General features: G+C 48.3%; 12 protein-coding genes. 11 read left to right on the top strand and 1 reads right to left on the bottom strand.

The annotated features are described in order from the left end of the window. The first annotated feature begins 71 nt into the window (after positions 1–71). The 10 genes from lexA (at position 72) to ACWQXP_RS06225 (ending at position 13,560) form a co-directional block, all read left to right on the top strand. The gene (lexA, locus tag ACWQXP_RS06270; RefSeq protein WP_454061982.1) at positions 72–641 is read left to right on the top strand and encodes a transcriptional repressor LexA; all 570 of its coding nucleotides are present in this window, start codon (positions 72–74) and stop codon (positions 639–641) included. Beyond that, positions 641–1,954, top strand: a complete 1,314-nt coding sequence (locus ACWQXP_RS06265; RefSeq protein ID WP_454061981.1) for a DNA polymerase Y family protein — start codon at positions 641–643, stop codon at positions 1,952–1,954. The genes lexA and ACWQXP_RS06265 overlap by 1 nt, the downstream gene beginning before the upstream one ends. 770 nt (positions 1,955–2,724) lie before the next feature. Then, the gene (locus tag ACWQXP_RS06260; RefSeq protein WP_454061980.1) at positions 2,725–5,154 is read left to right on the top strand and encodes a S8 family serine peptidase; all 2,430 of its coding nucleotides are present in this window, start codon (positions 2,725–2,727) and stop codon (positions 5,152–5,154) included. 1,181 nt (positions 5,155–6,335) lie between these two features. Beyond that, positions 6,336–6,659: an RNA recognition motif domain-containing protein gene (locus ACWQXP_RS06255; protein ID WP_454061979.1), complete on the top strand. Its 324-nt coding sequence runs from the start codon at positions 6,336–6,338 to the stop codon at positions 6,657–6,659. Positions 6,660–6,870: 211 nt separating this feature from the next. Further along, the gene (locus ACWQXP_RS06250) at positions 6,871–8,640 is read left to right on the top strand and encodes an AAA family ATPase (RefSeq protein WP_454061978.1); all 1,770 of its coding nucleotides are present in this window, start codon (positions 6,871–6,873) and stop codon (positions 8,638–8,640) included. 4 nt (positions 8,641–8,644) lie between these two features. Next, positions 8,645–10,168, top strand: coding sequence for a proteasome accessory factor PafA2 family protein (locus ACWQXP_RS06245; protein WP_454061977.1), 1,524 nt, complete (start codon positions 8,645–8,647; stop codon positions 10,166–10,168). 12 nt (positions 10,169–10,180) lie between these two features. Next, positions 10,181–10,426 carry a ubiquitin-like protein UBact gene (locus tag ACWQXP_RS06240; RefSeq protein WP_454061976.1) on the top strand — a complete coding sequence of 82 codons (246 nt, stop codon included), beginning with the start codon at positions 10,181–10,183 and terminating at the stop codon, positions 10,424–10,426. Between the two features lie 26 nt (positions 10,427–10,452). After that, a complete protein-coding gene (locus ACWQXP_RS06235; RefSeq protein WP_454061975.1) occupies positions 10,453–11,232 on the top strand; it encodes a proteasome subunit alpha in 780 nt (259 codons plus the stop codon). Continuing rightward, positions 11,225–12,052 (top strand): proteasome subunit alpha, encoded by an 828-nt coding sequence (locus ACWQXP_RS06230; RefSeq protein WP_454061974.1) that lies wholly within the window; start codon positions 11,225–11,227, stop codon positions 12,050–12,052. Before ACWQXP_RS06235 ends, ACWQXP_RS06230 begins: the two co-directional genes overlap by 8 nt. A gap of 29 nt (positions 12,053–12,081) precedes the next feature. Beyond that, positions 12,082–13,560 (top strand): proteasome accessory factor PafA2 family protein, encoded by a 1,479-nt coding sequence (locus tag ACWQXP_RS06225; protein ID WP_454061973.1) that lies wholly within the window; start codon positions 12,082–12,084, stop codon positions 13,558–13,560. A gap of 15 nt (positions 13,561–13,575) precedes the next feature. On the opposite strand, the gene ACWQXP_RS06220 is transcribed toward ACWQXP_RS06225, so the two are convergent. Beyond that, the gene (locus ACWQXP_RS06220) at positions 13,576–14,574 is read right to left on the bottom strand and encodes a UDP-glucuronic acid decarboxylase family protein (RefSeq protein WP_454061972.1); all 999 of its coding nucleotides are present in this window, start codon (positions 14,572–14,574) and stop codon (positions 13,576–13,578) included. Between the two features lie 108 nt (positions 14,575–14,682). On the opposite strand from ACWQXP_RS06220, the gene ACWQXP_RS06215 reads away from it, so the two are divergent. Then, positions 14,683–15,711 (top strand): molybdopterin-dependent oxidoreductase, encoded by a 1,029-nt coding sequence (locus tag ACWQXP_RS06215; RefSeq protein WP_454061971.1) that lies wholly within the window; start codon positions 14,683–14,685, stop codon positions 15,709–15,711. Positions 15,712–15,726 lie beyond the last annotated feature (15 nt).

The following is a 15,726-nucleotide window of genomic DNA, read 5'->3' as shown; positions in this document are numbered from 1 at the left end:
TAAGCTTGATTTCTTGTGCGCAATTCTACGTTTCTTGACAAGTGTACGTTCGTACACTTACACTCCCGCCCATGCCACTCAACGATCACTTTCAAAAGATTGTACAGTTTCACCGCACGCATCAACGTATGCCGTCGTATCAAGAAATCGCACAACTCGCGAAGTTCCGTTCAAAATTCGCAGCCCTTCGTCTCGTAAATCGGTTAATCGAGAATGGTCGTCTACAGAAAGACAAAACGGGACGACTTCTGCCCACGCGCTACTTTCACGAAATCCCGTGGCTCGGGACGGTCGTAGCCGGTTGGGCTTCACCCGCTGACGAAGAACTGCTCGATACGGTCACGCTTGACGAGTATCTCATCACGAATAAAGAAAAAACGTACATGTTACGTGTCCAGGGCGATTCGATGATTGATGCGGGTATTCTCCCTGGCGATCTCGTACTCGTCGAATGGCGAAAGGAAGCGAAGTCTGGCGAGATTGTCATCGCGCAAGTCGATGGCGAATGGACGATGAAAACGTATCGAAAGCGGGGCCGCAAAGTAACCCTCGAAGCGGCAAATACGAATTACGAACCGATCGTTCCGAAAGACGAATTGAAAATCGTAGCGGTGGTAACAGCCGTGATACGGAAATACTAATGGGCGCCCCCCTGAACATTCACCACCTCCCGAACGCCATCCTTCATATCGATGCTGACGCGTTCTTCGCCTCATGCGAACAGTCTCGTAACCCTGCGTGGAAAGGTCGACCGGTGATTACCGGAAAAGAACGAGGAATTGTCGCCTCAATGAGTTACGAAGCGAAGAAGCAAGGCGTCACTCGAGGAATGCGTCTCAACGAGGTAATGCAACGCTGTCCCAATGCGGTGCTACTACCGTCGGACTACGAAACCTACAGTCTGCTCTCGAAACGCTTATTTGCGATCGTGCGACGCTATACGCCAGATGTCGAAGAGTACAGCATCGATGAATGCTTCGCGGACATTACCGGTTTACAACGGCCTCTCAAAGGATCATATCCGCAGATCGCTGAACGTATTAAAGACGCGTTAGACCAAGAACTCGGGTTTACCTTCTCTGTGGGCTTAGGCCCATCGAAGGTCGTGGCGAAGATCGCCTCGAAATGGAAAAAACCGTCAGGCCTCACATGTATTCGCGGCGTCGACTTACATCGGTATCTCGGTCAATTACCTGTAGAAAAACTCTGGGGCATCGGAAGTCAAACGACTGCGTATCTCGCAAAACATGGAATCTATACGGCGCTTCAACTCGCCAAGCTACCAGAAGATTGGATCAGACGACATCTCACGAAACCGTTCTATGAACTCTGGCAAGAGCTCCAAGGCAAGAGCGTCTTACCACTCGATACGAAAGAACAGGACGACTATCAATCGATCCAAAAATTCAAAACGTTCTCCCCACCGTCCAACAATCGAGACTTTCTGTTTGCGCAATTGTCGAAGAACATCGAGAACGCTTGTATGAAAGCGAGACGCTACGACCTCGCAGCAGGTGGCGCAATTTGTCTCATGCGTACGCAAGACTTTCACGACTTTGGGCTCGAAATGCGATTTAACCGACCGACCGCGTTTTCACATGAAGTCGTGCGAGCCCTCACCCCGTTATTCGATCGCTTATTTTCCGAAGTGCTGCAGTATCGCTCAAGCGGCGTGACACTTTGTCATTTAGTCAATGACGACCGCATTCAACTAAATCTATTCGAACCTCCACTCCACATCGAGAAATACAAGCGATTCTATGACGCCGTCGATTTGTTACGAAAACGTTATGGGAAGCACACTGTTTCGCTGGGGTCGAGTATTCACGCGCACAAACACGCGCAACATATTGGCGAACGCGGCGATACACCGAAACGTAAAGGACTACTCTTTAAAGGCGAGACGCCACGGAAACGATTAGGAATTCCCATGTTTGTCGGAAAAGTAAAATGATTAGAATACTCTCCGTTTCTAGTCGGTACTCCGACGCGGTTTGACAACGTGTATTGACCATGGCGTAAGAGGAAAACTAGCATGAGCAGTTTCTTCATGCCACATCAAACACCCGACAGCCAAAGTCCCAAAGACGAGGATGCCCTTAAGAGGAACAAATTCTAGAGCTCAAATAGGGAACTAGACAGCTAGTAAGGGAGCTATCCTACAAAAAAGTAGATCAGGCGACAGTGCAAAATGTCCTATGTTGTTGCCCTTCACTCTGGTAAGGGAAGCCTATAAAAAAACATACTTGAGGGTTATCCCTCTCATGCTATAACTCTAGGTCCCTCCATTCGGTTTCTTATGTATCCAAATATATACCAGTCGTATCTATTTGGATAATAAGTCACCAACTTTCTTCCATCCTGCCGCAGTCGGAATTTGTTTCGACATTTCTATAAAACCATCAGAGTAACCGTTTTCTAGATGCTCGCTTCTGTGGATCCTCCTTCTGGAACAACTTCTGCAGTTCATGATTGTTAAAAGCGATACGAGTCCTAGGCGTTTGAGTATTTTTGATTGTCATTTCGATCATTGAACACCCTAACTTACATTTGATGCACGGAACGTCTACGGAAAGGAGGTGATCGGAGATTGTAGATTTTCCGTTACAGAACGCTATGTGCATGGTGAAGATGTGAAAGCGCTAAGGGTGTGCGTCAAACTTTCTTATATCGTCAGTACACATTAATTTTTAGAGAAGGAATCAATGCTCAGGAGGAATCATTATGAATAATATGGAAAACAGTCATGATATGCCAACGGGAGACAATACGGGAGATGAACTAGGAAGAAATAACATGCCAACTGGGAGCACGAACAATCAGGCTGCCGGCAATGATATGCCCACTGGGAGCACGAATAATCAGGCCGCTAGCCATGACATGCCCACTGGCAGCACGAATAACCAGGCGACCGGTGATGACATGCCGAATGGGCAAATGAAAGATGTTCCCAGACAGGACAACATGCCGACCGGCGATATGGGAGGCCCAGCTTATTCAACTCAGATGGAAGACGATGACGGATTCAACCGTTTTGGTCCAACGAGTGATACTCCTGACTTCGATATGTCTAACTCATTCGAGCCAGGTGTTGTAGAAATAGAATTTCGTGATGGGTTACGGCCACAGCTCAGTAGTTCGCCGACTGGAGGATTTGCGACGATTTCAAGTCCTAGTGTTGGAAACCTCTCCGACCTTAATCAAAAATTACAAACCTATGGTCTGCTCCACGCAGAACCCAGCATTCAGATGTCAGACCACGAAGCTGTGCGAACGCAAGCAATCGCTCGCGAGTATGATGCCAGTATTCCAAATCTGGGTAGTTTCATTACATTACATTTTCCGACGAACGCCAATACGGAAAACATTGCCCGCGAGCTATGCCAGTTACCTGAGGTCGAGCGGGCTGTCGCGGTTCCACGAGCAATACCCCCGCTCAGTCCACTGAATGAACCGCTCGTCGGCACTTCCGATCAAGTCATTGTGGATCCGACAACTGGTCACGAGAATCAGTGGTATATTTTTCGGTGTCGCGCTGACCGTGCGTGGGATATTGCCAGCGGTACCGACGTGGTCGTGGCCGATATTGATTGGGGTTACCGCACGACTCACCAAGACCTTGCCAGTCGACTTGACCTCAGCCACGCGTACAATGCCTATGATGGAGGCACGAATGTCTCCACGGGTTCATCGATATCCCACGGCACAGCTGTCATGGGGATTGCAGGAGGGGCGGACAATAACTTGGGGATGGCTGGGTTCGCTTTTAATGCCAGCTTGTGGCCCGTGCAAGCGGATAGTGGGCCTGGAACTTTTCTTGGCGGGAACGCCTGGGCACGGGGTATCGATTGGGTCCGCACATCTAATAGTGGCGGTCGACGGAAGGTAATCATCCTTGAAGTGCAGACCGGTTCATTTGGAAACTATGAAATGGTTCCATCTGTAAACGCTGCGATTCGCACGGCAATCTCCCATGGTGTGGTCGTTTGTGTCGCGGCTGGTAATGGCAATCGCAACGCAGGTCTTGATGATTCCGGTAACCCTATTCCGGAAACCGGATCTATTCTCGTCGGCGCAACAGAATATCATCCAACAGAGAATCGACGTGCCAGTTTCAGCAATTTTGGAGATCGAGTGGTTGTTTCCGCACCAGGTGATTCATTACACGACGTAACGGCTAGCAGTTCTTCCGATAATGGTGTTCGGAATGGTTTTGGAGGTACATCTGGTGCCACTCCGAAAGTTGCTGGTACCGCCGCCTTGTTACTGGAGGTAAACCCCAGTCTAACCCACGCTGAGATTCGAACGATCCTTCAGACGACGGGAACTGCTGTTGTCACTGATTCTAACAAACCCGTTGGCACGTTCCTTAATGCCGAGGCAGCTGCTCGTCAGGTTGCACGTCCAACTCCTTCTGGTCCTGTTGTTTCCTGGGGCGCCAATCGATTGGATGCCTTCGTGATTGGGACCAATTCTGCGCTTTACCATAAATGGTGGAATGGCTCGGCTTGGGGTCCCTCGGTCACCGGGTATGAGTCCATGGGCGGTACGATTACCAGCGATCCAGAAGTCGTAGCCTGGGGTCCGAACCGCCTCGACGTGTTCGTCCTTGGCACTAATTCTGCGCTTTACCATAAATGGTGGAATGGCTCGGCGTGGGAGCCCTCGGTCACCGGGTATGAGTATATGGGCGGTACGATCATTGGACAACCCAAAGTTGCCTCGTGGGGCCCGAACCGCCTCGATGTGTTCGTCCTCGGCACCAATTCTGCGCTTTACCACAAATGGTGGAACGGTTCGGCGTGGGGTCCCTCGGTCACCGGATATGAGTATATGGGGGGCACGATTGCAAGCAATCCGGAAGTCGTGGCCTGGGGTCCAAACCGCCTCGATGTGTTTGTGATCGGCACTAACTCCCGTCTCTATCATAAGTGGTGGAACGGCTCGGCGTGGGGCCCGTCAGTTACTGGATGGGAAGATCTTGGCGGCACGATCATTGGGCAACCTCGAGTTGTCTCTTGGGGGCCAAACCGCCTCGATGTCTTTGCGCTTGGCACTAACTCCCGTCTCTATCATAAATGGTGGAACGGCTCAGCATGGGGTCCTTCAGTTACGGGATGGAATGATCTTGGAGGAACAATTCTCCGTTTGTAACCTTGTGTGTGACAAGGCCATTTCTAACTCAATGATGAATCGCCGCCGCTTAGGAGTCCGGTGTCTCCGCAGACACCGGACTCATTCCAACAGATCAAACTTGCGGTTTTCTGCGATTAGGCTATCGGATTTCCAGTGTCCACACTCACGTCGTGTAGTGGCCACGTTCGGACGCCGCTCTTCTATGTCTGTTCGGTTCTTGATCGGCGCGCGGGTCTGCTGATACGGCCGTTTAGGTTTTTGTTGGTGTGGCCTCGAAGCAGAGAGCCAATCAAGGAGTGAGCTGAGAATAAAAGTCCTGATAAATGGCTTTATGGTACACCGACGGGAGTTCTTTCTGCTGTGTGAATTGCATAGTGCATAGCGATCAATTCTGGTTTTCACCTATTGGGTAAATTTTGGTGTACATACGTTTGACCTGCATTAGATTTTAAGTGAGAGCGTTTCGCTCGGTGTTCGAGCCAATGGGTCGAGAGTATTTGGGCTCCTGGTGGAAAATACTCTTTGCCATGCCAGTGATTCCGTGTCAATTCACGTCTGGTGCTGTAGGCTACGCTGTAAGAGGCACCCCGTTCCTCAAGGCTGATTTACTCCTTCCGTCATCGATAAATGAGTGTGCGTTTCTTTGTGCTTGAAATGGCTGAGGCTCCACTGTATATCCTACCTCCTCCAGCATAATGATAAAGTGATGCATTCCGTTTTAGGATATGGTGATTCTACACCCAGGTCTCTTAAGAATTCTGATCGCAGATCATCCTCTAGTGGCATTGCCGGCAGTCATTGATGGCGATCGTCAAGATTCTGTGTATGCTTTCTTTTACCGTTGAATTGAGCGGATGGTTTTATAAGTCGAGTCTGACCCCAAAACGCCTCCAACCTTCAGTGAGGAGTAGAGGCAATTTAACCTTTTAGTATGCGACGTTACCCTTAGGTGATGGTTCTTTCTTTGGGTTCTTTTTTGTTGCTTTTTTTTTAATGGTAGGCTATCGTCCTTTTACCGTAGCTATCCTCTGTGGGCCTGGTAGCTAGGTGTCGAATGGGATGGCCCTGAATAAGTGTTGTTTTGCTGCGGAACTTATTTTGGAAGTCACACCGAAGTCGCCTCAATTACGCGTCCTCAGGCTACACCTTCCTTATTCTGTCTTGCAAGACAACAATCGTTAAATTAAAGGAGGAACCCGATGGGTTCAAAAATTTACGTCGGAGGGTTGCCCTATTCGGCAGTCGACCAAGAGTTATCTGATTTGTTTAGTCCGCACGGAAACGTAGAATCAGCTCGAATTATTATGGATAAGTTTACCGGACGATCGAGAGGTTTCGGGTTTGTTGAAATGACCACAGATGAAGAAGCCAAAGCGGCTATTGAGGCATTGAATGGATCGGAGATGGGTGGGCGAACCTTGACGGTGAATGAAGCTCGTCCACAAACACCTCGTTCCCGAGATGGCGGTGGCGGCTTCGGTGGCGGTGGATATGGTGGAGGTGGGGGAGGCCGGAGGTTTTAAGTTGCCGAGAATCCTCCAGCCTTAGCGACGACTAAATTTTTCTGATCATTATGCAGGGGAGCCTTTTTTTAAAGGTTCCCCTGTTTTTTTTGTCCAAACGTGCGATGTTGGGTTTTGAGTAATCTCCCGGCTTGAACATCGAGGCGAATACCGTGATAATGGTATCGAATGTGTTATGGTTAATTGAATCTGTTTCGAATTGGAAAATTGTATGAGCGATCATGATAATAAAGGTGCTGAGCGTCTTTCTCGGTCTCAGGCGTCTGGAACGTCTTCTCATTCTACTTCTCAGTCTGTCTCACCAAGCCCACTGGCCTTACTTGATGAATGTCTGGCGTCCATGCCTGAGGGAGATCCTCGGGTTGCGTTGCTTGGCAAGCTCAAGCAGTTTGTCCTCCAGCAAGGGGTCGAGCAGCAGCAACGAGAAATTGAAGTTAAAAAACTGAATTCCGTTGTTGAAAAGCTAACGGCTCCCGCGAATCGAATTGGTACGCTTCTTGACTTGCCAGCAGAAGGCATGGCCAGAATTATGGTAGGGGGAAGTGAATTTTATGCCAATGTTGATCCCCGGGTTAAGCAGAAAGATTTACTGATTGGGTGTCAGGTGCTTGTGAATGAAGCGTATGTGGTTATTCGGTCGTTAGGATACGATTTGAACGGCCCGATTCTCAAAGTTCGAGAAGCGCTCGCAGACGGACGTCTTCGAATGGATCAGGAACCGGGTCGTCAAGGAATATTGTTACAGCGAGCCGCTGAGCTACGCGATGTGGAGTTTAAGCCTGGAGATGAAGTTCGTGTTGATCCATCACTGCGACTGGTGATCGAACGACTGGACAAATCGCAAACGGAAGGACATGTTTTGGATGAAATTCCGTCTGTGACGTGGGAGCACATTGGCGGACAGAAGGTCGCGATTGCTGCAATTCGGAGAGCCATTGAATATCCTCTTCTCCATCATCAGACCTTTCAACAATATCAATTCACTCAACCCAAAGGATTTTTGCTTCATGGACCTCCGGGCTGTGGAAAAACATTGATTGGGCAGGCAACGGCTGCTAGCTTAGCGCAGTTGGTGAAAGAGAAGGCTGGAAAATTGTCAGACGATCGGACAAACAAGGATGCGAAGGACACGTTTCCTCCAATCGAGCGAGGAAGCTTTCTTCATGTCAAAGGTCCTGAGGTGTTGAATATGTGGGTTGGTGAATCTGAGCGAATTGTGCGCGATCTCTTTGCGCAGGCTCGTGAACGTCGTCAAGCCGGGTTCTTACCGTTTATCTTCATTGATGAAGCGGAATCAATTCTCGGGACGAGGCGTGCAGCCCGCTCGTATAATATTTCGAATACGCTGGTGCCGATGTTTTGTGCGGAATTAGATGGAATCGAGTCGCTTCATGATGTGGTCGTCATCCTGGCGACGAATCGTCCTGACCTGATTGATCCAGCGGTCTTGCGGCCTGGCCGAATTGATAGGAAGGTGAAAATATCCCGTCCAAATCGGGAGGAAGCCACGGATATACTTGGCATTTATTTTTCTTCAGAAATTCCCCTCAATGCTGACACGATCCAACTGCATCAAGGCAATCAAGAGTTGGCGAGACAGGCGATGATTTCAACCATGGTGGATCGGCTGTTTGCTCGAACGGATGAAAATCGCGTTCTTGCCATCCGTTTACGTAATGGTCGTCGAGAGACATTGTATCGCTGTGATCTGTTAAGTGGTGCTGTGTTGGCGAGTATCGTTCGACGAGCCAAAGAGCAAGCCGTTGAGCGTGAGATTGAAGGAACAAGTGGAGGGATTTCGGAAGAAGATCTCTCTATCGCCGTGAAAGATGAATTTCGTGAAGGTGAAATATTTCCTCCAGATGACTCTGCTGAAGAATGGTTGAAATTATTGGACTATCACCCTGATCAAGTCATTGGAGTTTCGACATTTCGAGGTGAATCATCTGCGGTTGAACGAAGAATTCATACGATCATTTAACGCCATGTCAAATTCATTACGACTATTTGGTATCGAAACCGAGTATGGCATAACCCGAGAGGATCAGCACGATGTGGATCCCGTGGTCGAGTCCATGGAGTTGGTTCGTGCCCACCTTGAAGGAGAATTTCAACAGCAATGGGACTATCGTGGTGAAGATCCTCACGCGGATCAGCGAGGCTTTCGCGTTTCTGGATTACAGCAGGATAAAGAGGAAGAAGAGTTTGTCAAGGAAGATGCTCAGCGATCAGTGTCTTTTCACGAAATGAAAAGTGATCTGGTGCTCAGCAACGGAGCCAGGTTTTATAACGATCATACCCATCCGGAATATTCGACACCGGAATGTCGAACACTGCGAGATCTTGTCGCGCATGATCGAGCTGGAGAACGTATTGTGCAGCAGGCTGCAGATCGTCGTAACAAGCATCTCGGGAATTCAGCCGTACAGCTGTACAAGAACAATACGGATTTTCACGGTCATAGCTACGGATGTCATGATAACTACTTGGTAGCTCGTGATATCCCATTTGCTAAATTGCAAGCCGCCCTGATTCCATTTTTGGTGAGTCGTCAGGTCGTGGCCGGTGCAGGAAAAATTGGAACTGAAAAACAGGAGCAAGGGTATCAACCTGGCGAGTTTCAATTATCACAACGTGCCGATTTCATGGAAGTGTCTCTGGGCGTCGACACGATGTTTAACCGGCCGATTTTGAATACGCGTGATGAGCCGCATGCTGATCGGAACAAGTATCGTCGTTTGCATTTAATTGTCGGTGACGCGAATATGTGTGAATATGCGACAGCCCTCAAGGTTGGCACGACCAGACTGGTGTTGGATTTGATTGCCCAACACGCTGCCCCGGTTGTGGAATTGGAAGATCCTGTGCTAGCCATCCAAGTGCTATCGCGCGATCCTGAACTTAAAACACTGGTCAATCGAAACAATGGTGCTCCTGTTTCGGCTTGTCAAATCCAGGCCATATATTTGGAGGCGGCACAGAAAGCCTTTAGTGGTTCTGACGACGAGACTGATTGGATTTTGCATGAATGGGCCAATGTGTTGACCCTCCTGGCTCGAGACCGCTTTGCTTTGGTTGGTGCGCTAGATTGGGTCACCAAACTGTCGTTACTCGAACGTTTTCGTCAAGAAGAACAATTGGACTGGTCTGACCCCTGGTTGGCAAGTCTCGATCTGGAATATCATAATATGAACCCTGAACGAGGCCTGTACTTAGGGTTAGAAGGCGAAGGACAGGTGAAACGCGTTTGTCAAGAAGGTGAGATTCTGACAGCAATGAATGAAGGACCGGCCGATACGCGAGGTGGTATTCGAGGAACATGTGTGAAGCGATTTGGAAATCTGATCCAGTCGGTACAGTGGGAACGTATCCAATTTAAACCGGAAGCCGGAGTTTCTAAATTCCTTGATCTGAATAATGTCGTCGATCCCACAGCAGTTCATGCTCTGAAATCGACACTCGAGGGTGCAGGGGGTCTTGCAGACGTCATGGTGTTATCAACGAAGTAGAGGAGTCGTTATATGATGAATACTGAGCATATACTCAAAGGTCAACGATTCGTGACCAGTGACATACGAACGCCAATTGAGCTTGAACGACGGGAGCAACCGACGGGTCCTATTTCCAAACCATCGGGACCATCAGAAGATGGTGGTGGACCTAAGCGCCCGGATACGGAGTCGGCAGAAAAAGATAATCTGTTAAAACGTATGCGCAAGGTCGATCCCAAGCAAGCCGAGCGTTATCGACAACGGACAGGGGAGTAGTCGCAGTGGGACGACAAGGTGATTTCATGCACATGTTGCGAGAGCAGGGGTATTCGTTCGATACGTTGCGAATGGATCACGCGCAGAGTTCTATTCCCCAACATGACCAACAGACTATGGTGACTCAGGGAACAACGGTCCTGGCTTTTAAATATCAGGATGGTGTGATCGTTGGCGGAGATCGTCGCGCGACGGCTGGTATGTCCGTGATGTATGATCGAACAGATAAAGTGTTGGAGCTCGACCGGTTTTGCGTGATGGCGATTGCCGGTGTTCCTGCCACGGCCTTTGAGATGGCACGGATATTGGAGCATTCGTTTAAATATTATCGTCGGAGCCAACTTCAGGACTTAAGCTTTGAAGGAAAGCTTCGTGCTTTAACAAAGCTACTGAAAGAAAATGCCCCAGCGGCATTAGCCGGAACTGGGACCGTGGCCCCAGTCTTTGCAGGGTTTGACCAAGAGCGACGCCAGGGAAAAATTTTCTTTTACGATATACTTGGAGCTGAATTTGAAGGCGTGGACTATGCCGTTTCCGGGTCCGGGTCGCCGACCATTCGCGGAATTCTCCATTACTTACATCGGTGGGGAGATACGCCACTCTATCAACTTCCTGAGGAACAAGCGATTGTGCTCATCATGCGTTTATTGAGTAGTGCCGCAGAATTTGATGCGGCGACCGGTGGAATAAATTATGAAGCGAATCTCTTCCCGATTGTCAAACGTATTTCTTCACAAGGCGTAGAACAGATTGCTTCTGAGCGTTTGAAAGAATTGTGTGAGTCACAGGTGATGCGTTATGTATGAAGAACCCTATCGATGGATTGAAGCGGTCGGAAATCGGCGACAATATTTAGAAGATCAGTTTAAGCAAGGAAGTCCGATTGTGGCCCTTTCCTATGACAAAGGCATTCTTATGCTGACGGTCAGTCGAGGGACGCCAAAGTTGTATGAAATATATGATCGTATTGCATTGGGAGGGATGGGGCATCCAGCCGATCTGGAAAAATTGAGATTTCAGTTGCTGGACATGGCTCATCTTGAAGGATTCAATCGATCACCTTCTGATGTGACCGGGGCTCGGCTTTTAAAAAATGGTCTGGCGCCAACCGTGAAGCAAGCCTTTGAGGAAATATTCAAAGCCCCGTTCATTGCGAAAATTCTTTTGGCGGAATTAGGCGAAACCCCGGAACGGAATCAGTTTCTCACGATAGACTATGATGGGACGTTTGAAGAGACGAAACTCTGTGCCGTCGTGGCTGGGACTCCTTCTATTCAAGCGCAATTATTGAAGGAAGTCAAAGTTCGAATAGGGCAGAACGTCGCCTCAGTTACGGAGGCGATTGATCTTGCTGCGAGGGTTTGGGCAAAAGGGTCCTTATTGCACAGTACCATCTCTTCTGATGTGAGCCACAATGAGAAAAGTGCTGAGGATCGAGAGGGAGACGTACAAAAGGTAGAATTCGATGATGAAGAGGTTCTAAATCACTTACGTCAAACCCTACTCGATTCTACGCTTGAATGTAGTCTTCTAGACCGCACGATTTCCGGATCTTCGAAGTATCGTGTTCTTCCCGATGATGAAGTAGCCACTCTCCTTCCATCTGCAATGCAGCCTGCTCAATAACCCATAGTCTTCTCAAGAAAGTTGTTTTCATGTTACATCGAATTTTTGGAATTGAAACGGAGTATGGTCTTCTGATTAATGAGGAACAGCCAGATCGTCCTCCTTCATGGATTGCCTATCAAATTATTGACCACCTGTTTCGAACGAAACGGTCTGGCGTGCTTGATCTTCATCACCGCGGGTATGATGAACCACCGGGCAATGGCGGATTTCTTCTGAATGGCGGACGCATGTATGTCGATATGGGACATTTGGAGTTTGCCTCTCCGGAATGTCACTCGTTACGAGACCTCGTGGCCGCAGATCGTGCCGGTGATTGGTTACTCCAGGACGCGATTGAAGAGTTGGGATTAGCTGAGCATGTTTCATTAATTAAGAATAACATTGACCACGAAACCGATGCGACGTTTGGCTGTCATGAAAATTATTTAGTCTCTCGAAATTTTCCCTTCAGTTATAACGGATTAGGAAAACTCATTCCCTTTCTGGTCACCAGACAGATTTTTACTGGAGCAGGCCGAATTGGTTCCACTGAAAATGTTGATGGATGGATTCCGATTGAACGGTTGTCTCGTGACGACCGTTTCACTCAAGATCCCTCTGATAGCCTAACTGTGCCCTATCAAATTTCTCAACGAGCCGATTATATCGTCAATGATTTTTTTGAATGGGTGCAACACAATCGAGCCATCATCAATACGCGTGACGAGCCGCTGGCCGATCCTACTCAATTCCGTCGTATTCATTTGCTAGTTGGAGATTCCAATATTTCCGAGATTGCGACGGCCTTGAAAATGGGAACAACTGGATTAGTTCTCCAACTGATTGAAGATGGGCATGCGCCAACCGGATTGGACTTTCATGATCCCGTTGAAGCGCTTCGGGAAGTCTCTCGTGATCAAGAGCGAACGTGGGTGCTCACGTTAGCAACAGGAGAAAGGCTTTCAGCGATCGATATTCAAGAACGTTTTTGGGAATGTGCTCACAAGCATTATCACGGTCAGGATGAAGAGACTGATTGGATCTTGAAGGAATGGGAGTCTGTCTTACGAGATTTGCGTGGTGAATATACGACATTGGTTGGACGAGTTGACTGGGCGTCTAAACTCTGGTTGTTGGAAACATTTCGACAACAAGAAAGTTTACCCTGGGAAGATCCGTGGCTGAAAAGCCTCGATTTGGAATATCATAACGTCGATCCGCAAAAGGGGTTATATTTTGGACTCATGGAAGAAGGGAAAGCCCAAGCTGTGACGACACGCGATGCCATCAACTTGGCGAAACATTCACCTCCTCGCGACACTCGTGCGTTTGGTCGCGGGGAGGTGATTCGCCATCTTGCTGAGGAGGATTGGTCTGACATGGAAGAGCTTGAACGTGAAGAGCGACAGTTTCCTCCCTATGTGATTAATTGGTCAGTTTTTCAAGTGCGTGGTCGCAAGGCGTTTCTTATGCCTGACCCGTTCCGATCCTATGCCCAGGAAGTTCGTGATCACTTGAAACTGTAACCTATCGTTCAGTGGTCAGACGACCTGTCGAAAGTATTCAATCGTCTTCGACAAGCCTTCTTCTAGCGTGACCTTTGGCTCCCAGTTTAGGACGGCTTTGGCTCGTTGAATGTCAGGTCTTCTCACTTTTGGATCACCGACGGGGAGCGGGAGATGTTTGACGTCACTGTTCGATCCGGTCTGACTCAAGACCATCTTGGCGATATCGAGAACAGTCAGTTCCCGTGGATTGCCGATATTGACTGGATAATGAATGGTGACCTTACTTTCCGTCGTTCCCTTGACTGATGGTTCTTCACTCGTTGATGTGGCTGGTCCGTCATTTGGTGCCATGAGTAAGGCCACAATTCCACGTACGAGGTCGTCAACGTAACAAAAACTTCGAGTTTGGGAGCCATCTCCATAGACGGTTAACGGGTTTTCCTGTAAGGCCTGGACGATAAAGTTTGAAACCACACGACCATCCTTGGGTCGCATGCGCGGCCCGAACGTATTAAAAATTCGGACGATCCGTGTATCGAGCCCATGAAAGGTGTGATAGGCTGTCGTAATAGCCTCTCCAAAACGCTTTGCTTCGTCGTAGACACCACGAGGACTAATGGGGTTCACATTACCCCAATAGGACTCGGGTTGCGGATTTACGAGTGGATCACCATACACTTCAGATGTGCTGGCGAGAAGAAATCGTGCATTTTTCGCTTTGGCCAATCCCAAGGCTTTGTGTGTGCCGAGTGCTCCCACTTTCATGGTTGCAATGGGAAATTCTAAATAGTCTTGTGGGCTCGCCGGTGAGGCAAAGTGCATGACCGCATCTAAGGCCCCATCAACATGAAGATAATCACAGACATTGTATTTGATAAAACTGAATTGATCATGTCCCATGAGGTGTGCAACATTTTCAGGTCTACCAGTAATAAAATTATCCATACCAATGACTTCGTGTCCTTGCTCAATGAGCAGGTCGCACAAGTGACTACCTAGAAATCCGGCACCACCCGTAATGAGTATTCTCATAAGTATTCCTCTTCATAGGTGAAAGACAAAAATAAGGCCTTTTACAATTTTTCAAACGTACTTCTTGCAGTATTTCACATATCTAGTAGATAATAATAACTGATATTTATGTTGATACAACCAGTTTCCTATCCATTTGATCTTTCTCGCCGGTCCTTGTTGAAACTTGGAGGCTTAACGAGTCTATTCGGGGTGATGCCTGGGTGTGATTTGGGTGGGATGTTTGCTGTTCCACCAAGAGACACCGTGTATTTTACCCCGAATGATAAGTTCTATACTGTGAATTTTTCTGATTCCCCGTATAACTTTTCACGAGACATTGATATAGAGCAATGGCAGCTACTTGTCAAAGGTGAAGTTGAACATTCTTCTGTCTTGAAGTGGAGAGACATTTTAAACCGAACATCATTCGATCAAGCCGTAACTTTAATGTGTATCGATACGTTGCCTGGGGGTAGCAGTCTTGGGAATGCAATGTGGCGTGGCATTTCGTTGAAATCGTTATTGCAAGATCTTGGCGTGAACGAAGATACTGCCCGTGATATCATTTTTCGTGCAGCAGATGGCTATCACGACAGTATTCCATTTTCGCGTGCTATGGAAGATGATGTGATGCTTGCTTATTTAATGAATGGGGAAAAATTGCCGCAAATGCATGGATTCCCGCTCCGTCTTGTCGTTCCTGGTCTGTATGGCATTAAGAATGTTAAATGGATCACGGAAATTGAAGTCTATGACGGTGATTACCATGGGTATTGGCAGCAAAAAGGGTGGACCGATGAAGGCATCATCAAAATTTTCTCTCGAATCGATAGTCCAGGGCACTACCAAGTTGTTCATGGTCTGGACCAGCGTCTTCGTGGCCTGGCCTTTGGTGGGCCTCGATCGATTCAAGACGTTCAGTTGAGCTTTGATAAGGAAAAGACCTGGGTCTCAGCCGATATTGAACCGCCCCTCTCTCCTTTCACCTGGGTGATATGGAACTATGATTGGGTTGCCCCTCAGCCAGGAAAGCACATGGTCTTTGTTCGTGCGATCGATATCGATGGAAAAGTTCAGACATCAGAGATCACGAGGCCGCAACCTGCTGGAGCGAGCGGGTTGCATTCCATCATTTTAGATGTGAAGCCAGTGTGATGTTGAAGTAGATAT

Source organism: Candidatus Nitrospira salsa (assembly GCF_965152625.1).
This window is presented reverse-complemented; position numbering and strand designations above follow the sequence as displayed.